The sequence below is a fragment of the Pseudomonas sp. GD04019 genome (assembly GCF_029837695.1).
Classification (GTDB): domain Bacteria; phylum Pseudomonadota; class Gammaproteobacteria; order Pseudomonadales; family Pseudomonadaceae; genus Aquipseudomonas.
This window is the reverse complement of sequence record NZ_JAOEEA010000003.1, coordinates 163266-180399: the sequence shown is the minus strand read 5'-3', so window position 1 is coordinate 180399 and position 17134 is coordinate 163266. Positions and strand designations below refer to the sequence as shown.

Here is a 17134-nt window from a genome sequence, read left to right as displayed (position 1 = left end):
CCATGAAAACGACTCTTCCCCTCTGCCTGATCGCCGCCCTCGCCGACAACCGCGTGATCGGCCGCGACAACCAGCTGCCCTGGCACCTGCCGGCGGACCTCAAGCACTTCAAGGCCAAGACCCTCGGCAAGCCGATCATCATGGGCCGCAAGACCTGGGATTCGCTGGGCCGCCCGCTGCCGGGCCGGCTCAACCTGGTGGTCAGTCGCCAGGCCGGGCTGCAGTTGGAGGGGGCGGAAGTCTTCCCGTCGCTGGACGCCGCCATCCTGCGCGCCGATGAATGGGCGCGCGAGCAGGGCGCGGATGAGCTGATGCTGATCGGCGGCGCCCAGCTCTACGAGCAGGGGCTGGCCCAGGCCGCGCGCCTGTACCTGACCCGCGTGGCGCTGCACCCGGAAGGCGATGCCTGGTTCCCGGCGTTCGCCGAGAGCGACTGGCAGCGCAGCGACAGCGAGGCGCATGAGGCGACCGACGCTGCGCCGGCCTATTGCTTCGAGACCTGGCAGCGCCGCTAGGGCTTTTCTTCACTGACATTGATCGACGTCGCCTTCGTGCGAAGGCGGCGCCCTATGCTTTTGTCTTTCCCCGCCAAGATCCGCACATGACCGACCCTATCGATACGCCCGAGGCGGAAACCGTCGCCGCCATCTTCGTCCGCCACCCGCTTTGGGAGGATGCCCTGGCCCTGCTGTTCGGCACCGCCCTGGTGGCCCTGGGCATCGCCTTCTACAGCCATGCCGGGCTGCTTACCGGCGGCACCGTGGGCGTGGCCTTCCTGGCCAAGTACCTGGCCGGCTGGCCCTTCGGCCTGGTGTTCTGCCTGGTCAACCTGCCGTTCTACGCGCTGGGCATCTGGCGCCTGGGCTGGGGCTTCACCCTGCGCACCGGCTGCGCGGTGCTGCTGGTGTCGCTGCTGGCCGAGCTGACCCCGGGCTGGGTCGCCTTCACCCATCTCAATGAACTCTATGCCGCGCTATTCGGCGGCGCGGCCATGGGCCTGGGCCTGCTGATGCTGTTCCGCCACCGGGCGAGTCTGGGCGGGGTGAATATCCTCGCACTGTTCCTGCAGGAGCGCTTCGGCCTGCGCGCCGGCGCGGTGCAGATGGCCATCGACGCGGTCATCGTGCTGGCGGCGGTGTTCGTGGTGACGCCGGACAAGGTGGCCCTGTCGGTGCTCGGTGCGGTGATGCTCAACCTGGTGCTGGCGATCAACCACCGCGCCGACCGCTATACCGGGGTCAGCTGAGCCCAGTGTTCAAGGCTGGAGTTCGACCAGCTCGGCGCGCGGCTCGCCATGGTCGATATGCAGCAGGGCGACGCTGATCGGCAGCTTGAAGCGCCGTGGTCCGGCGCTGCCGGGATTGATCCACAGCAGGCCGGCGCGCTCCTCGATCAGCGGCTTGTGCGAATGGCCGGTGATCACCACGCGCACGCCCTCCGGCAACTGCGCCGGCACATGGGCAAGCTCGTGCACCACGTACAGGCCGACCCCGCCGAGCCGCAGCGTGGCTTGCTGCGGCAACTCGGCGGCCCAGTCCAGCCCCTCGTCATTGTTGCCGCGCACTACGGTCAGTGGCGCCAGCTCGCGCAGGGCATCGAGAATCTCCGGTTTACCGATATCCCCGGCGTGCAGAATATGCGCACAACCCTGCAGCGCCACCAGTGCCTCGGGGCGCAGCAGGCCGTGGGTGTCGCTGATCAGGCCGATCTTCATGCGGCTCTCCCGTAGGGCGGGTGAAACCCGCGTGACCGATTGCGGGTTTCGCCCGCCCTACACAGCAGAAGCCCGGCGCTGGGCCGGGCTTGGCGCGTGTTGACTGGGAGACCCTCACCCCAGCCCTCTCCCAGAGGGAGAGGGTGTAGAGCGGATCAGCCGTCCAGCATAGCCTTGTCGCGCACCGCGCCCTTGTCGGCGCTGGTGGCCAGCAGGGCGTAGGCCTTGAGCGCGGTAGTCACCTTGCGCGCGCGCGGGGCAACCGGCTTCCAGCCCTTCTTGTCCTGCTCGATGCGGCGGGCGGCCAGTTCTTCATCGCTGACCAGCAGGTTGATGCTGCGGTTGGGGATGTCGATCAGCACCTTGTCGCCGTCACGTACCAGGCCGATGGCGCCGCCTGCGGCGGCTTCCGGCGAGGCGTGGCCGATGGACAGGCCCGAGGTGCCGCCGGAGAAGCGGCCGTCGGTGAGCAGGGCGCAGGCCTTGCCCAGGCCCTTGGACTTCAGGTAGCTGGTCGGATACAGCATTTCCTGCATGCCCGGGCCGCCTTTCGGGCCTTCGTAGCGGATGATCACGATGTCGCCGGCCTTCACTTCGTCGGCGAGGATGCCTTTAACAGCGCTGTCCTGGCTCTCGAAGATCTTGGCGTTGCCTTCGAACACGTGGATCGACTCGTCGACACCGGCGGTCTTCACCACGCAGCCGTCGAGGGCGATGTTGCCGTACAGCACGGCCAGGCCGCCTTCCTGCGAGTAGGCGTGCTCGACCGAGCGGATGCAGCCTTCGGCACGGTCGTCATCCAGGGTTTCCCAGCGGGTGCTCTGGCTGAACGCGGTCTGGGTCGGGATGCCGGCGGGGCCGGCCTTGAAGAAGGTGTGCACCTTCTCGTCCTGGGTCTGGGTGATGTCCCACTCGGCGATGGCGTCGGCAATGCTCGGGCTGTGCACGGTCGGCACGTCGGTGTGCAGCAGGCCGCCACGGGCCAGCTCGCCGAGGATGGAGAAGATGCCGCCGGCGCGGTGCACGTCTTCCATGTGGTACTTCTGGATGTTCGGCGCCACCTTGCACAGCTGCGGCACCTTGCGCGACAGGCGATCGATGTCGCGCAGGTCGAAGGCGATCTCCGCCTCCTGGGCGGCGGCCAGCAGGTGCAGGATGGTGTTGGTGGAACCGCCCATGGCGATGTCCAGGGTCATGGCGTTCTCGAACGCCTTGAAGCTGGCGACGTTGCGCGGCAGCACGGATTCGTCGCCTTCGCCGTAGTAGCGCTGGCACAGCTCGACGGCCAGGCGGCCGGCGCGCAGGAACAGCTGCTCGCGGTCGGCGTGGGTGGCCAGGGTCGAACCGTTGCCCGGCAGCGACAGGCCCAGAGCCTCGGTCAGGCAGTTCATCGAGTTGGCGGTGAACATACCGGAGCAGCTGCCGCAGGTCGGGCAGGCGCTGCGCTCGTACTCGGCGACTTTTTCGTCGGAGCAGGAGTCGTCGGCGGCCACCACCATGGCGTCGACCAGGTCCAGGCCGTGGTTGGCCAGCTTGGTCTTGCCGGCTTCCATCGGGCCGCCGGAGACGAACACCACCGGGATGTTCAGGCGCAGGGCGGCCATCAGCATGCCGGGGGTGATCTTGTCGCAGTTGGAGATGCACACGATGGCGTCGGCGCAGTGGGCGTTGACCATGTACTCCACGGAGTCGGCGATGATCTCGCGGCTCGGCAGCGAATAGAGCATGCCGTCGTGGCCCATGGCGATGCCGTCGTCCACGGCGATGGTGTTGAACTCTTTCGCCACGCCGCCGTGTTTCTCGATCTCGCGGGCGACCAGCTGACCCAGGTCCTTCAGGTGCACGTGGCCGGGCACGAACTGGGTGAAGGAGTTGGAGATGGCGATGATCGGCTTCTTGAAGTCTTCGTCCTTCATCCCGGTGGCGCGCCACAGGGCGCGGGCGCCGGCCATGTTGCGGCCGTGGGTGGAGGTTTTCGAGCGGTAATCGGGCATGACTCGTTCCTGCGGCTAATCAGGTGATGTTTCGTATGGTGAGCGTCGACTGGACCGGATGCAAACGGGAGATGGCCGTGCGTTCGGAAGGGGGCCGCAGGACGAAACGGGGTCACCGTTCGTTCGGCCCGGGCTCACGGACCCGCCGGGGGATGGTTGGCGAGGAATGCCCCGATTCTACGCCGCCCGCGCCCGCCGGGGAAAGGCTGGCGGTAGCTCGTGGTCGGCTGCTGCGGCCCGGCTAGCGGCCAGCCGCGCTCGCTCTTTGGGGTTATGCCGTTCATCCGGTTTCGCCGTTCGGGCGACTGTGCCCGTGACCGATTGGTCACGTAGGTTGCGTGGCGGTGTGCACCGGCGGTTTGCCGGGCGCCCGCCATCGCCGGCGAAGTACCAGCAGTGCAGCCCAGTCCGATGCCGTGGGTCGGGGAGGGCCATGGCGAATCCCTACTCGACGAATAACAACAAGGACTCCCTTCGATGCTCGATTCCAGACTCGGCCTGGCGGCCGCACTCTTCGCCTTCTCGGCCTCTGCTCTTGCGGCGCTGCCGGATACCCCAGGCACGCCGTTCCCCGCTGTCGGCAGTTTCGACAACAGCGGCCCTTACGCCACCACCAGCCAGGCCGAGGGGCCCAGCTGCCGCATCTACCGCCCCAGCACCCTGGGCCAGAACGGCGTGCGCCACCCAATCATCCTGTGGGGCAACGGCACCGGCGCCACGCCCGACACCTATGCGGCGTTGCTGACCCACTGGGCCAGCCATGGCTTCGTGGTGGCCGCCGCGGAAACCTCCGATGCCGGCACCGGCCAGGAGATGCTCGCCTGCCTGAGCTACCTGGTGCAGGCCAGCGGCAGCGGCTCCGGCACCTATGCCGGCAAGCTGAATGCCGGGCGCGTCGGCACTTCGGGCCATTCCCAGGGCGGTGGCGGTTCGATCATGGCCGGCCAGGACGACCGCGTACGCACCACGGCGCCGATCCAGCCCTACACCCTCGGGCTCGGTCACAACAGCAGCTCGCAGAACAAACAGAAGGGGCCGATGTTCCTGATGACGGGCGGCGGCGACACCATCGCCTTCCCCTACCTGAATGCCCAACCGGTCTATACCCGGGCCAACGTGCCGGTGTTCTGGGGCGAGCGCCGCACGGTCTCGCACTTCGAACCGGTCGGCAGCGGCGGGGCCTATCGCGGGCCGGCCACGGCCTGGTTCCGCTACCAGCTGATGAACGACCAGAATGCCAGCAGCACCTTCAATGGCACGCTGTGCAGCCTGTGCGTCAGTCCGCTGTGGACGGTGAAGCGCAAGGGCTTCTGAGGCAGGCGAGCGGGCCCCGTCCGCGGGTGCGGACGGGGCTTTTGCGACTCAGCTGTTGGGCAGCAGGCGTACGGTCAGGCTCTTGATGTAGCGGGTCTCGGCGATGGCCGGGTGCACAGGGTGGTCCGGGCCCTGGGCGCCGCGCTCGAGCAGCTGGATATTGCGGTCCAGGTGGCGCGCGCTGGTCAGCAGGATGTTCTGCAGGTTGTCCTCTTCCAGGTGCATGGAGCAGCTGGCGCTGACCAGGATGCCGTCCTTGTTGAGCATGCGCATGGCGGTTTCGTTGAGGCGACGGTAGGCGGCCTCGCCGTTCTTGATGTCCTTCTTGCGCTTGATGAAGGCGGGCGGGTCGGCAACGATCACGTCGAAACGCTCTTCGGCGGACTTCAGCTCCTTCAGCGCGGCGAACACGTCGCCTTCCACGCAGGTGACCTTCTCGGCGACGCCGTTGAGGGTCGCGTTGCGCTCCACGCCGTCCAGAGCGAAGCCGGAGGCGTCGACGCAGAACACTTCACTGGCGCCGAAGACTGCGGCCTGCACGCCCCAGCCACCGATGTAGCTGAACAGGTCGAGCACGCGCTTGCCCTGGACATAGGGCGCCAGGCGCGCGCGGTTCATGCGGTGGTCATAGAACCAGCCGGTCTTCTGGCCTTCCAGCACCGGGGCCTGGAATTTCACGCCGTTCTCTTCCAGGTCGACCCAGTCCGGCACCACGCCGAAGGCGGTGTCGACGTAACGCTCGAGGCCCTCGGCGTCACGCGCGGCGGAGTCGTTCTTGAACAGGATGCCGCGCGGCTTGAGCACCTGGACCAGGGCCTCGATCAACGCGTCCTTGCTGCGCTCCATGGTGGCGGAGGCCAGCTGCACCACCAGGTGATCGCCGAAGCGGTCGACCACCAGGCCCGGCAGCAGGTCGGAGTCGCCGTAGACCAGGCGATAGAAGGGCTTGTCGAACAGGCGCTCGCGCAGGCTCAGGGCCACGTTCAGGCGGTGCACCAGCAGCGACTTGTCTAGCACGTGCTTGACGTCGCGCGACAACAGACGGGCGCAGATCAGGTTGTTCGGGCTCATCGCCACGACGCCCAGCGGCTTGCCGCCGGCTGCTTCGAGGATGGCCTGGTCGCCGGCCTGGAAGCCGTGCAGCGGGGTGGCCGCCACGTCGATCTCGTTGCTGTAGACCCACAGGTGGCCGGCGCGCAGGCGACGATCGGCGTTGGCTTTGAGGCGCAGGGCGGGCAGGGTCATGGGGGCGCTCCGGAAAAAAGAGCGCGATTATACCCTGCCCACCCCACCCGGGACCTGTTTACGAGCTTTCGAGCTAGAGCCAGGCAAGGCGAGCGCGGGTGAGGGCGCGGAATTTACACGTCGTAAATGAGCAGCCCGAGACCGCGCTCAACGAGGCATGGCCGACGATCAAGAGGTCGTAGACAGGTTCTCAGGCCGCCAGCGACTCCAGCAGAGCCCGGTTGAACGCCGGCAGGTCGTCGGGTTTGCGGCTGCTGATCAGGTTGCCGTCGCGAATCACCTCCTTGTCCTGCCAGTCGCCACCGGCGTTGCGGATATCGTCCTTGAGCGACGGCCAGCTGGTCATGGTCTTGCCCTTGACCAGCCCGGCCGAGACCAGCAGCCAGGCGCCGTGGCAGATCACCGCGATCGGCTTGCCGGATTTCTCGGCGGCCTGTACCAGGGTCAGAGCGGCGGTGTCGGTGCGGATGGTGTCGGAGTTCATCACGCCGCCCGGCAGGACCAGGGCGTCGTATTCCTCGACCTGGGCGGTGTCGAAGGTGCCGTCGACCGGGAAGCTGTCGCCCGGTTTGTCGTGGTGCCAGCCACGCACCTGGCCTTCCTTGACGGACAGGATGTCGGCCTGGGCACCGGCCTGCTCCAGGGCCTTCTTCGGCTCGGTCATCTCGACCTGTTCGAAACCATCGGTCACCAGCAGGGCGACGCGTTTGCCTTTCAGGGACAGCGACATGGTGGAACCTCCTCCATATGGGATGTCCATGTTCCGACCGGCCCGGCGTGGAAAAGGTCAGCCAAAGGTTTAACCGCCTTGTCGCCGTGTGTCGGTTAAACTGTAGGCTCGTTCACATTCTCCACGTGTCCTTTTCCATGGCTCAAGAACTCTCCGCCGAACAGATCCAGCAGGTGCTGCAGGGCATCAGCGTGCCGCCGCAGCCGCAGATCATGGTCGATCTGCAGATGGAACAGTTCCTGCCCAACCCGGACCTGAAGACCATCGCCCGGCTGATCAGCCAGGACCCCGGCCTCTCCGGCGCGCTGCTGAAGATCGTCAATTCGCCGTTCTTCGGCCTGTCCAATCGCATCGCCTCGATCCAGCAGGCGGTCAACCTGCTGGGCTGCAACTCGGTGATCAACCTGATCAACGCCCAGTCGATCAAGGGTGAGATGAGCGACGAGACCATCGTCATCCTCAACCGCTTCTGGGACACCGCCCAGGACGTGGCCATGACCTGCCTGACCCTGGCCAAGCGCATCGGCTACCAGGCACCGGACGAGGCCTACACCCTCGGCCTGTTCCACAACTGCGGCATCCCGCTGATGCTCAAGCGCTTCCCCAACTACATGACGGTGCTGGAGGAGGCGTACTTCAATGCCAGCAGCGAGCGCCGCGTGGTGGATACCGAGAACCGCCTGCTCAACACCAACCATGCGGTGGTGGGCTACTTCACCGCCAAGTCGTGGAACCTGCCGCTGCACCTGTGCGAGGCCATCGCCAATCACCACAACGCGCTGTCGTTCTTCGAGGATGACACCGGCCGCGATGCTCAGCTGAAGACGCTGATGGCGATCCTCAAGATGGCCGAGCACATCTGCGCCAGCTTCCGTGTACTGGGCAACCAAGAGGCGGACCATGAATGGAACAGCATCCAGCAACACGTGCTGGAGTATGTCGGCCTCACCGAGTACGACTTCCAGACCCTCAAGGAAAGCATCCACGACCTCGGTGCCGGCTAGGACCTGCTCACGATCTTCTGAATTAGAGCCAGACAAGGCAAAAGTGGCCGAGGAAGCGCAGTCTACGAGCAGTAAATGAGCATTCCGAGGGCATTTTTAACTCTGTATGGCCGACAGTCAGGAGATCGTGAGCAGGTTCTAAGCGGGTCTCCCGGCGTTGTGTCTTTCCTGCTAGGGTGGCGTTCCGCTCAGTTGTACCCCCCGCGAGTGCGTGAATGCCTGAATTACCCGAAGTCGAAACCACCCGTCGCGGTATCGCCCCCCATCTCGTCGGTCAGCGCGTCAACCGCGTGCTGGTGCGCGAGCGCCGGCTGCGCTGGCCGATCCCCGAAGACCTCGATGTGCGCCTGTCCGGGCAGCGCATCGAGTGCGTCGAGCGGCGCGCCAAGTACCTGCTGATCCAGGCCGAGAGCGGTACCCTGATCGGCCATCTAGGCATGTCCGGAAACCTGCGCCTGGTGCCGGTGGGCGCGCCGGTGGCCAAGCACGAGCATGTCGATATCGAGCTGGAGTCGGGCCTGGCCCTGCGCTACACCGACCCGCGGCGCTTCGGTGCGCTGCTGTGGAGCAATGATCCGCTCAACCACGAGCTGCTGCTGCGGCTGGGCCCTGAGCCGCTGACCGATGCCTTCGATGGCGAGCGCCTGTATCAGCTGTCGCGCGGTCGTTCGATGGCGGTGAAGCCGTTCATCATGGACAACGCGGTGGTGGTGGGCGTGGGCAATATTTACGCCACCGAGGCGCTGTTCGCCGCCGGCATCGACCCGCGCCGCGAAGCAGGCTCCATCTCCCGGGCGCGCTATATGGCGCTGACCGTCGAGATCAAGCGCATCCTCGCCCATGCCATCGAGCGCGGCGGCACCACTCTGCGCGACTTCATCGGCGGCGACGGTCAGCCCGGCTATTTCCAGCAGGAGCTGTTCGCCTATGGTCGTAGCGGCGAGTTCTGCAAGGTCTGCGGTGCCACCCTGCGCGAGGTGAAGCTGGGCCAGCGCGCCAGCGTGTACTGCCCGAAATGCCAGCGCTAGAGCGCGTGCTGTCAGGTCGCACAGAATAAGAACAAGCAGTAGGAACAGCGATGCACGGCAACTACCTGCCGCCCAACCCGTTCGCCGAATGGGTCGGGCGTAGCGCACTGAAACTGATGGGCTGGCGCATCGAGGGCGCGCTGCCGAGGCTCGACAAGTTCGTCGCCATCGGCGCTCACCATACTTCCAACTGGGACTTCGTGATCTTCATCGCGCTGAAGTTCGTCCTGCGCCTGAACGCCCGCTGGTTCGGCAAGCACAGCATCTTCCGCTGGCCCTTCGGCGGCCTGCTGCGCAGCTGGGGCGGCATCCCGATCCAGCGCCACCTCAGCCTGAACATGGTGGACCAGGCGATCCAGGGCTTTCGCGACAACCGCGAGTTCATCCTGGTGCTGTCGCCGGAGGGCACGCGCAAGAAGGTGCAGCGCTGGAAGATGGGCTTCTACCATATCGCTCTCGGCGCCGGCGTACCGATAGTGCCGGCGGCCTTGGACTTCGCCAATCGCCGGGTGGTGATCGGCGCACCGTTCCAGCCCTGTGGCGATGCCGAGGCGGATATCCGCGCGCTGCTGGCGTTCTTCGGCCCCTATGTGCCGAAGAAGCCCGAATACGCATTCCACGGCGATTGACGGCGTTCACGCTGACAATTGCGCGAGCGCTGTTATAGTTAGCTGCAACGCTCTGCCATAACTACACAATGAAGGATCGCGCCATGAACCTGTTCCGCACCACCGCCGCTGTCTTGGCTCTGACCACTGGCCTACTGGCACTGCCGGCGCAGGCGGAAGTGGTTCAACAGAATGCCAGTGGCGATCCGCTGTACACCGCCAATGCACCCAAGGGTTACGCCATGGCTGGCGACCTGATCATCGCCCGTCCGCTGCTGATCGCCGGCACCGTGATTGGTGCCGGTCTGTTCCTGGTCAGCCTGCCGTTCACCGCCGCTGGCGGTAATGTCAAGGAAGCTGGGCAGGCACTGGTGGTGGAGCCGGGCATGGCCGCCTTCGTGCGTTGCCTGGGTTGCACCGAGAGCGGTTACAAGAAGGACTGATCCTTCCGCCGCTCTATTCAAGAAGCCGGTCCTTGTGACCGGCTTCTGCGTTTCTGCCCCTATGGCCACAGCGCCGCGCGGCCCACGCCGCGTGGGTCGCTGGCAGCCTCTACTCTGCCGTTGTCCTTGTGCCAGAGCAGCACCTGCTGGTTGCCGTAGCTGCGCTCCACGCGCTTGAGCCGATGTCCGCGCATTTCCAGGCTGCTCAGCTGGCTGGGGCTGAAGGCGTCGGCCTCGTACTCGATCACGTCCGGCAGGTACTGGTGGTGATAGCGCGGCGTGGCCGGCCACTGTTGCACCGGCTTGCCATCCAGATAGTCGAGCGCCGCCAGCAGCACCATGCTGGGGATGCGGCTGCCGCCGGGCGTGCCGAAGCTGGCCAGCTCCTGTTCGCTCTCGATAAAGGTCGGGCTCATGGAGGACAGCGGCCGCTTGCCGGCGGCTATGGCATTGGCCTGGCTGCCGGCGAGGCCATAGGCATTGCTGCCGCGCGGGTCGGCGGCGAAGTCGTCCATCTCGTTGTTCAGCAGCACGCCGGTGCCGGGGGCGGTGAAGGCGGCGCCGAACGGCAGATTGATCGACAGGGTGGCGGTCACTGCGTTGCCTTCGGCATCCAGCACGGTGAAGTGGGTGGTGTGGTCGCCCTCGCGCCAGGCCGGCGATGGCGACAGGCTGGCGCTGGGTGTGGCGTTCTGCAGGGCGATGCTCTTGGCCAGTCCCTTCAGGTAGTCGGGGGCGAGCAGCTGCGGCAGCGGGTTGCGCACATGGTCGGGGTCACCCAGCAGGCCGCGGTCGCGGTAGGCGCGGCGCAGGGTTTCCACCACATAGTGGCTGCGTTGCACCGCACCGGCCTTCTGCCAGGGCAGTTGCTGCAGTATCAGCAGGCTCTGCGCCAGGGCCACGCCACCGGCCGACGGCGGTGGCGCGCTGATCAGTTCGCGCCCGCCGGCCAGGGGGACTCGCAGCGGCTGGCGTTCCACTACCCGGTAGTCGCGCAGATCGCGGGCGCTCCACACGCCGCCCCCGGCCTTGACGCCCTCCAGCAGCAGACGCGCCGTTTCGCCGCCGTAGAAGCCCGCGTGGCCGTCGCGAGCCAGGCGCTCCAGGGTGCGCGCCAGGGCCGGCTGGCGCAGCAGGCCATGCAGCGGCGGGATGCGCTCCTGGTCGAGGAAAATGGCCGCGCTGGTTGGGTCCTGTTGCAATGCTTGCAGGCGCCACTCGGCGCGTTCGCGATAGACCCGGTCGATGCCGACGCCATCGCGGGACAGGCGAATGGCCGGGGTCAGCGAATCGGTCAGTGGCAGCTTGCCGTAGCGCTGGGCCAGATGGGCCAGGGCCGCCGGCAGGCCGGGAATGGCGGCGGCCAGCGGGCCGTTCAGCGACAGCTCGCGCTGCACCGTGCCGTTGCGCCGGTAGAGATCCGGGCCGGCGCTCAGCGGTGCGCGTTCGCGGGCATCGATGAAGCGATAGGTCGGCTTGTCGCCGGCCTGGCGCAGCAGGAAGAAACCGCCGCCACCCAGGCCTGAGCCATAGGGTTCGGCCACCGCCAGCGCGGCGGCGATGGCAACCGCGGCGTCGAAGGCATTGCCGCCCTGGGCCAGGGTTTCCAGGCCGGCGACGGTGGCGGCGGGGTGGGCGGTGGCGACTGCGGCCTGCTGTGGCTTGGCTGGTGCGGCCTGGGTGGCCAGTGCGCAGGCCAGCAGCAGGCCGGCGAGAAGACGTTTGGCAAACATGGGGCGATCCGTGCGGGGCAGGCCTAACAGCCTAGCGGAGATCGATCCCCAGTGGTGGCGACTGTGACTCGCCGACGCGATCAAGCCTTGCCGGTGATCAGGCGGTACTTCTCCATCAGCTGCTCCTTGGTCTCGACGCGGGCCTCGTCGAGCGGGATGCAGTCCACCGGGCAGACCTGCTGGCATTGCGGTTCGTCGTAGTGGCCGACGCATTCGGTGCACAGGTTGGGGTCGATCACGTAGATCTCCTCACCCTGGGAGATGGCGCCGTTGGGGCACTCGGGCTCGCAGACGTCGCAGTTGATGCAGTCGTCGGTGATTTTCAGGGACATCGGGCAACTCCTGCCAAACCCGTTGGGCATGGCACTTTCGGGCATTCAATGGGCGAATTGTGCCGGATCGGAGAGCCTGGCGCCATGCGCAGGCGACTGGGGGAATCTGCTCACGATCTCGCGAGCTAGAGATAAACGGTGGCGAAAGCGGCTGAGGAAGCGGAGTTTACAAGTCGTAAATGAGCATGACTCGCTCCGCTCACCCTTTGGGCCGCGCTAAAGCGCGTTAGCAGCAAGCTGCTTTCCGAAGCCGCTTTCAACGCCGTTTAGCCGACGCGCAGCAGATCGTGATCAGCGTTTGAAGCGCTCGGCCAGGGCGTCGGCCACCGCCGGATGGACGAACTTGCCGATGTCGCCGCCCAGCGCGGCGATCTCGCGCACCAGGGTCGAGGAGATGAAGGAGTACTTCTCCGACGGGGTGAGGAACATGCTTTCCACGTCCGGCGCCAGCTGGCGGTTCATGTTGGCCAGCTGGAACTCGTACTCGAAGTCGGACACCGCGCGCAGGCCACGCAGCAGGATATTGGCGTTCTGCTCCTTGACGAAGTGCGCCAGCAGCGTGGAGAAACCGACCACCTCGACATTCGGCAGATGCGCGGTGACTTCCCGGGCCAGCGCCACGCGTTGCTCCAGGGGGAACAGCGGATTCTTCTTGGGGCTGGCGGCGACCGCGATGATCACGGTGTCGAACAGCCGCGATGCGCGCTCGATCAGGTCGCCATGGCCCTTGGTGATGGGGTCGAAGGTACCCGGGTACAACACTCGATTCATCGCGAAGTCCTGCTCGGAGCGGTTGAAGTGCGCGGATGGTAGCGCAGCGTTTCCCTCGGGGCCAAGCCGGGGAAAACCTCAGTGGCCGTTGGCGGTCAGGCGCAGGTGTAGCAGCAGTGCCAGCAGCAGGCAGGCCAGGGCCACCCAGTCGGCCACTACTACGCGGCGCAAGGCCTCATTGTAGAGCGGCGCGCTCCAGGCTAGCAGCAGGAAGCTGATGACGCTGAGCAGGCCGCCGAGCAGCGCCAGAGTGCGCAGCCCTGGGATGAAGGCAGCGGCCAACAAAAAGGCGCCGAGCAGGCCGAACAGCACGGCGCGGTGGCGCATCAGGATCTGCAGGTTGGGTTCGTCCAGCGCCAGCCCGTACAGGGTGTTAAGCCGCTCGCCGCCGAGCACGCCGGCCAGCGGCAGCAGGTGGATGATGCCGGCGACCAGCAGCAGGAGGGCGATCAGCTTGTTCGCCATGCTCAGGCCTTGAGGCGCTCGGCCAGCAGGGTCGAGAGCTTGGCGGTGAGGCCGTAGATCGACAGCTGCGGGTTGGCGCCGATGCTGGTGGGGAACAGTGAGCCGTCGTGGATCGACAGGTTCTCCAGCTGGTGGTGGCGGCCCAGGCTGTCGGTGACTGCCAGCTTCTCGTCCTCGCCCATGGCGCAGCCGCCCATCACATGGGCGCTGCCCAGTCGCGTCTGGAACAGGCGCAGGTCGAGACGGTCGATCAGCGCCTTGGCCTCGGCCAGGCTCTTCACGTACTCGGCCTGGGCATGCACCGGCAGCACGGCCTTGGCGCCGGCGGCGAACTGGATCTCGGCCATGCTGTGGAAGGCCCGGCGCAGACCGTCCCAGGTGTAGTCGGTCATGCGGTAGTCGAGCACCGGCGTGCCGTCACCGCGCAATTCCACCGTGCCTTCGGCGCTGTCCGGGTGGAAGCCGTCGCGCATCAGCGCCAGCATCACGTTGGTGTTCGGCAGCTGCTCCATGCGCATGGCGTTGTCGACGCCGAAGCGGCCGAGCAGGGTGGCGGCCAGGGCTGGTTGCAGCGGCGGCACTTCCAGCTTGTAGGACATGTGCCCGGTGGCGCCGTCGTTCCACTGGAAATGATCGGAATACACCGACTGCGGCGCGCCGTAGAACGGGTTGATGACCTGCTCGAACTGCGCCGCGGAGAAGTTCACCAGGTGCAGGAAGGTACGCTTGCCGACTCGCTGGTGCGGGTCCGGAGCATTGGAGCGCAGCAGCAGCGCCGGCGAGTTGATGCCGCCGCCTGCCAGCACGTAGTGGCGCGCCTTGACCATGATGCGCCGGCCGTTGGGCGCGACCGCGCGCTCGTCCATGCCCAGGCATTCCAGGCCGGTGACGTGGTTGCCATCATGGAGAAGCCGTTCGGCGCGCGCCAGGTAGAGCAGGGCGCCGCCCTTGTCGAGGGCGGCCGGGATGGTGGTGACCAGCATCGATTGCTTGGCGTTGACCGGGCAGCCCATGCCGCAGTAACCGAGGTTCCAGCAGCCGCGCACGTTGCGTGGGATGACTTTCCAGGCGTAGCCGAGTTTGTCGCAGCCGGCGCTGATCACCGCGTTGTTTGGGTTCGGTGGAATGGCCCAGGGCGCGACGCCCAGGCGCTGCTCCATCTTCTCGAACCAGGGCGCCATCTCGGCGGCGCTGTGGCCGTGCACGCCATGGGCGTCGGCCCAGTGGGCGAGGGTCGGCTCCGGGGTGCGGAAGCTGGAGGTCCAGTTGACCAGGGTGGTGCCGCCCACGGCGCGGCCCTGCATGATGGTGATGGCGCCATCCTTGCTCATGCGCCCGATGCCTTCCTGGTACAACTGCGGGTAGGCGTCTGCCTCCTGCATCTTGAAGTCGCTGCTGGTCTTCAGCGGGCCTTCCTCGATCAGCAGTACCTTGAGCCCGGCGGCGCTGAGAATCTCCGCCGTGGTGCCGCCACCGGCGCCGCTGCCGATGATGGCCACGTCGGCCTCCAGCAGCAGGTCTTTTTCCAGGCGCGAGCCGTCATAGGTGGTCCAGCCGCGGGCCAGGCCGTCGCGGAAGATATCGGGTACAGGCATGTTCAGGCTCTTTTCTTGTAATTCTGCAAAGGGACGAGGCGGACGTCAGAACTGGGGTGGTCCTGGGTAGCCGCAATGGGCCCACGACTGTGGCCGGGCATACCAGGCCATCAGCACCAGCTGCAGCAGCGAGGCGTGGCCCATGCGCAGCAGGTCCAGCGAGCTGTGCTCCCAGCGGTTGAGGAACTGCTGGATATCGGCTTTGGAGGCGTTTTCCCAGCTACCCCAGATGCCGCTCAGCGGGCCGCGGGTGACGGCCATGGCCAGCACGTCGAACAGCTGCTGGGTGAGCTTGAGCAGTTCGGGCGATAGGTAGTTGAGGTTGTGGTCGATGCCCTGCAGGGTAGCGTCCACTGCCGCCTGCATGGCGTCGGCGCTCACCGCGCCATCGAGCACTACCGGGATGATCGCCCGCAGGCTCGGCAGATCGCTGCCGCGCAGGGCGGCGTAGCCGGCGGCCGGGCCGCTGGCCGAGCAGCCGCTGAGGCTGGCGGTGACCCCGGCGGTGGCCAGGAAGGCACCGCCCAGCAGGCCGACCTTGAGCAGGCCGCGGCGCGACAGCTGCGGCGCGGCGTTGGATATGTCGCTCATCTGCGCCCCTTAGCGGATAAACAGCTTGTGGATCAGCTTCTGGATCGCCGTGCCGTAGGGCGGATAGATGAAGCGCGCGGCATTGAAGCGCTGCTTGATCAGGACGCCCTTGGCCTTGCTGAAGGTCAGGAAACCCTCGTGGCCGTGGTAGTGGCCCATGCCGGAGGGGCCGATGCCGCCGAACGGCATGTCGTCCTGGGCCACGTGCAGCAGGGTGTCGTTGAGGCAGGCGCCGCCGGAGTGGGTCTCGGTCAGCACGCGCTGCTGCTCGGCCTTGTCGTAGCCGAAGTAGTACAGCGCCAGCGGGCGCGGGCGGTCGGCGATGTAGGCGAAGGCGTCGTCCAGGCGCTGGTACGGCACCACCGGCAGCAGCGGGCCGAAGATTTCTTCCTGCATCAGCTTCATGTCGTCCGACACGTTCAGCACCAGACTGTGGGCCATGCGCCGGCCCTGGTCGGCGGGTAACAGCGGAACGATCTGCGCGCCCTTGCTTTCGGCGTCAGTGATGTAGCCCTTCAGGCGGTTCAGCTGGCGCTCGTTGATGATCGCGGTGTAGTCGGCATTGCCTTCCAGCTTGGGATAGAAGCGCTGCACGGCGGCGCGGTAGGCGGCGACGAAGCCCTCGACGCGCTCCTGCGGCACCAGCACATAGTCCGGCGCCACGCAGGTCTGCCCGGCGTTCATGGTCTTGCCGAAGGCGATGCGCTCGGCGGCGTCTTCCAGCGGTACATCGGCGGAGACGATGGCCGGCGACTTGCCGCCCAGCTCCAGGGTCACCGGCACCAGGTTTTCGGCGGCGGCGCGCATCACATGCTTGCCGATGCTGGTGGCGCCGGTGAACAGCAGGTGATCGAACGGCAGCTTGGAGAAGGCCTGGCCGACCTCGGCCTCACCCAGCACCACGGCGACCTGGTCTTCGGGGAAGACCTTGGCCAGCAGGTCCTTGACCAGCTGCGAGGTGGCCGGAGTCGATTCGCTCATCTTGATCATCACCCGGTTGCCGGCAGCGAGTGCGCCGATCAGCGGGCCGAAGGCCAGGTACAGCGGGTAGTTCCACGGCACGATCACGCCGACCACGCCCAGCGGCTGGTACACCACGCGCGCCGAGGCGGGCTGGAAGGCCACGCCGACATGGCGGCGCGATGGCTTCATCCACTTGCCCAGGCGTTTGCTGGCGTAGTCGATGCCGTGCAGGCTGGGCATGATCTCCGCCAGCAGAGTCTCGCTGGCGGCGCGATTGCTGAAGTCGCTGGACACCGCATCGATCAGAGCCTGCTTCTCGCCGAGGATCAGCTCGCGCAGGGCCTTGAGCCAGGCGCGGCGTTGTTCGGCCGAGGGCATTGGATTGGCGCGATAAGCGGCACGCTGGGCGGCCAGCAGCGGCTCTAGGGCGTCGATCTGTTGTTGGTTTTGTTGGAGATAGGCAACGTCGGCGACCATGGCGGAGCGTCCTCTGTGGGAGCGGCGGAGTAGATGAGGGTGATTTTTAGAGTAAATGCTCTAAACTGTCAATCGAGGACTGCGCCGGTCGTCAGATCGAGCACTTCCCTGTACTTTTATCCCCTTT

At 66.5% G+C, this 17134-nt stretch carries 18 protein-coding genes; 7 read left to right on the top strand and 11 right to left on the bottom strand.

Going from position 1 to position 17134, the window contains the following annotated elements; translation table 11 throughout:
* Nucleotides 1–2: 2 nt before the first annotated feature.
* Nucleotides 3–515, top strand: coding sequence for a dihydrofolate reductase (locus N7607_RS06015; RefSeq protein WP_279864767.1), 513 nt, complete (start codon nt 3–5; stop codon nt 513–515).
* Between the two features lie 86 nt (nt 516–601).
* Nucleotides 602–1246 carry a YitT family protein gene (locus N7607_RS06010; protein ID WP_137974677.1) on the top strand — a complete coding sequence of 215 codons (645 nt, stop codon included), beginning with the start codon at nt 602–604 and terminating at the stop codon, nt 1244–1246.
* Nucleotides 1247–1255: 9 nt separating this feature from the next.
* On the opposite strand, the gene N7607_RS06005 is transcribed toward N7607_RS06010, so the two are convergent.
* The gene (locus tag N7607_RS06005; RefSeq protein ID WP_279864768.1) at nt 1256–1714 is read right to left on the bottom strand and encodes a metallophosphoesterase family protein; all 459 of its coding nucleotides are present in this window, start codon (nt 1712–1714) and stop codon (nt 1256–1258) included.
* Nucleotides 1715–1869: 155 nt separating this feature from the next.
* Entirely contained in the window at nt 1870–3708 is a 1839-nt protein-coding gene (ilvD, locus tag N7607_RS06000) for a dihydroxy-acid dehydratase (RefSeq protein WP_279864769.1), read from the bottom strand.
* Nucleotides 3709–4185: 477 nt separating this feature from the next.
* Here ilvD and N7607_RS05995 point away from each other — a divergent pair, with 477 nt between their 5' ends.
* Entirely contained in the window at nt 4186–5022 is an 837-nt protein-coding gene (locus tag N7607_RS05995) for an alpha/beta hydrolase (protein WP_279864770.1), read from the top strand.
* Between the two features lie 48 nt (nt 5023–5070).
* Here the strand turns inward: N7607_RS05995 and N7607_RS05990 are convergent, their stop codons facing one another.
* Together N7607_RS05990 and N7607_RS05985 are read right to left on the bottom strand one after the other, a co-directional pair.
* Nucleotides 5071–6267: a class I SAM-dependent rRNA methyltransferase gene (locus N7607_RS05990; RefSeq protein ID WP_279864771.1), complete on the bottom strand. Its 1197-nt coding sequence runs from the start codon at nt 6265–6267 to the stop codon at nt 5071–5073.
* 190 nt (nt 6268–6457) lie between these two features.
* Complete coding sequence (locus N7607_RS05985) at nt 6458–6997, bottom strand: type 1 glutamine amidotransferase (protein ID WP_279864772.1); 540 nt, start codon at nt 6995–6997, stop codon at nt 6458–6460.
* 191 nt (nt 6998–7188) lie between these two features.
* Here N7607_RS05985 and N7607_RS05980 point away from each other — a divergent pair, with 191 nt between their 5' ends.
* The 4 genes from N7607_RS05980 to N7607_RS05965 all read left to right on the top strand — a co-directional run bounded on the left by N7607_RS05980 (nt 7189) and on the right by N7607_RS05965 (nt 10080).
* Nucleotides 7189–8001 carry an HDOD domain-containing protein gene (locus N7607_RS05980; RefSeq protein ID WP_279864864.1) on the top strand — a complete coding sequence of 271 codons (813 nt, stop codon included), beginning with the start codon at nt 7189–7191 and terminating at the stop codon, nt 7999–8001.
* Between the two features lie 215 nt (nt 8002–8216).
* Nucleotides 8217–9029 (top strand): bifunctional DNA-formamidopyrimidine glycosylase/DNA-(apurinic or apyrimidinic site) lyase, encoded by an 813-nt coding sequence (mutM, locus tag N7607_RS05975; protein WP_279864773.1) that lies wholly within the window; start codon nt 8217–8219, stop codon nt 9027–9029.
* 50 nt (nt 9030–9079) lie between these two features.
* Complete coding sequence (locus tag N7607_RS05970; protein ID WP_279864774.1) at nt 9080–9658, top strand: lysophospholipid acyltransferase family protein; 579 nt, start codon at nt 9080–9082, stop codon at nt 9656–9658.
* An 83-nt stretch (nt 9659–9741) separates the two neighbouring features.
* Nucleotides 9742–10080, top strand: a complete 339-nt coding sequence (locus N7607_RS05965; RefSeq protein WP_279864775.1) for a multidrug transporter — start codon at nt 9742–9744, stop codon at nt 10078–10080.
* Nucleotides 10081–10139: 59 nt separating this feature from the next.
* Here the strand turns inward: N7607_RS05965 and ggt are convergent, their stop codons facing one another.
* From ggt to N7607_RS05930, 7 genes are all read right to left on the bottom strand, one after another.
* Nucleotides 10140–11813 (bottom strand): gamma-glutamyltransferase, encoded by a 1674-nt coding sequence (gene ggt, locus N7607_RS05960; protein ID WP_279864777.1) that lies wholly within the window; start codon nt 11811–11813, stop codon nt 10140–10142.
* An 80-nt stretch (nt 11814–11893) separates the two neighbouring features.
* The gene (locus tag N7607_RS05955; RefSeq protein WP_279864778.1) at nt 11894–12145 is read right to left on the bottom strand and encodes a YfhL family 4Fe-4S dicluster ferredoxin; all 252 of its coding nucleotides are present in this window, start codon (nt 12143–12145) and stop codon (nt 11894–11896) included.
* Between the two features lie 291 nt (nt 12146–12436).
* Nucleotides 12437–12916, bottom strand: coding sequence for a pantetheine-phosphate adenylyltransferase (gene coaD, locus N7607_RS05950; RefSeq protein WP_279864779.1), 480 nt, complete (start codon nt 12914–12916; stop codon nt 12437–12439).
* A gap of 78 nt (nt 12917–12994) precedes the next feature.
* Nucleotides 12995–13381, bottom strand: a complete 387-nt coding sequence (locus N7607_RS05945) for a phosphopantetheine adenylyltransferase (protein ID WP_279864780.1) — start codon at nt 13379–13381, stop codon at nt 12995–12997.
* Between the two features lie 2 nt (nt 13382–13383).
* The gene (locus N7607_RS05940) at nt 13384–14976 is read right to left on the bottom strand and encodes a GMC family oxidoreductase (protein WP_279864782.1); all 1593 of its coding nucleotides are present in this window, start codon (nt 14974–14976) and stop codon (nt 13384–13386) included.
* A gap of 45 nt (nt 14977–15021) precedes the next feature.
* Entirely contained in the window at nt 15022–15567 is a 546-nt protein-coding gene (locus N7607_RS05935) for a twin-arginine translocation pathway signal protein (RefSeq protein ID WP_279864783.1), read from the bottom strand.
* A 9-nt stretch (nt 15568–15576) separates the two neighbouring features.
* Nucleotides 15577–17007 (bottom strand): coniferyl aldehyde dehydrogenase, encoded by a 1431-nt coding sequence (locus N7607_RS05930; protein WP_279864784.1) that lies wholly within the window; start codon nt 17005–17007, stop codon nt 15577–15579.
* Nucleotides 17008–17134: the final 127 nt, after the last annotated feature.

Bases quoted from the DNA above. Each gene is read 5' to 3' on its own strand.
- coaD (WP_279864779.1), bottom strand. From the start codon at position 12,916: ATGAATCGAGTGTTGTACCCGGGTACCTTCGACCCCATCACCAAGGGC.
- N7607_RS05995 (WP_279864770.1), top strand. From the start codon at position 4,186: ATGCTCGATTCCAGACTCGGCCTGGCGGCCGCACTCTTCGCCTTCTCG.
- N7607_RS05965 (WP_279864775.1), top strand. From the start codon at position 9,742: ATGAACCTGTTCCGCACCACCGCCGCTGTCTTGGCTCTGACCACTGGC.
- mutM (WP_279864773.1), top strand. From the start codon at position 8,217: ATGCCTGAATTACCCGAAGTCGAAACCACCCGTCGCGGTATCGCCCCC.
- N7607_RS05930 (WP_279864784.1), bottom strand. From the start codon at position 17,007: ATGGTCGCCGACGTTGCCTATCTCCAACAAAACCAACAACAGATCGAC.
- N7607_RS06005 (WP_279864768.1), bottom strand. From the start codon at position 1,714: ATGAAGATCGGCCTGATCAGCGACACCCACGGCCTGCTGCGCCCCGAG.
- N7607_RS05955 (WP_279864778.1), bottom strand. From the start codon at position 12,145: ATGTCCCTGAAAATCACCGACGACTGCATCAACTGCGACGTCTGCGAG.
- N7607_RS05970 (WP_279864774.1), top strand. From the start codon at position 9,080: ATGCACGGCAACTACCTGCCGCCCAACCCGTTCGCCGAATGGGTCGGG.
- N7607_RS06015 (WP_279864767.1), top strand. From the start codon at position 3: ATGAAAACGACTCTTCCCCTCTGCCTGATCGCCGCCCTCGCCGACAAC.
- N7607_RS05985 (WP_279864772.1), bottom strand. From the start codon at position 6,997: ATGTCGCTGTCCCTGAAAGGCAAACGCGTCGCCCTGCTGGTGACCGAT.
- N7607_RS06010 (WP_137974677.1), top strand. From the start codon at position 602: ATGACCGACCCTATCGATACGCCCGAGGCGGAAACCGTCGCCGCCATC.
- N7607_RS05945 (WP_279864780.1), bottom strand. From the start codon at position 13,381: ATGGCGAACAAGCTGATCGCCCTCCTGCTGCTGGTCGCCGGCATCATC.
- N7607_RS05990 (WP_279864771.1), bottom strand. From the start codon at position 6,267: ATGACCCTGCCCGCCCTGCGCCTCAAAGCCAACGCCGATCGTCGCCTG.
- N7607_RS05940 (WP_279864782.1), bottom strand. From the start codon at position 14,976: ATGCCTGTACCCGATATCTTCCGCGACGGCCTGGCCCGCGGCTGGACC.
- ilvD (WP_279864769.1), bottom strand. From the start codon at position 3,708: ATGCCCGATTACCGCTCGAAAACCTCCACCCACGGCCGCAACATGGCC.
- N7607_RS05935 (WP_279864783.1), bottom strand. From the start codon at position 15,567: ATGAGCGACATATCCAACGCCGCGCCGCAGCTGTCGCGCCGCGGCCTG.
- ggt (WP_279864777.1), bottom strand. From the start codon at position 11,813: ATGTTTGCCAAACGTCTTCTCGCCGGCCTGCTGCTGGCCTGCGCACTG.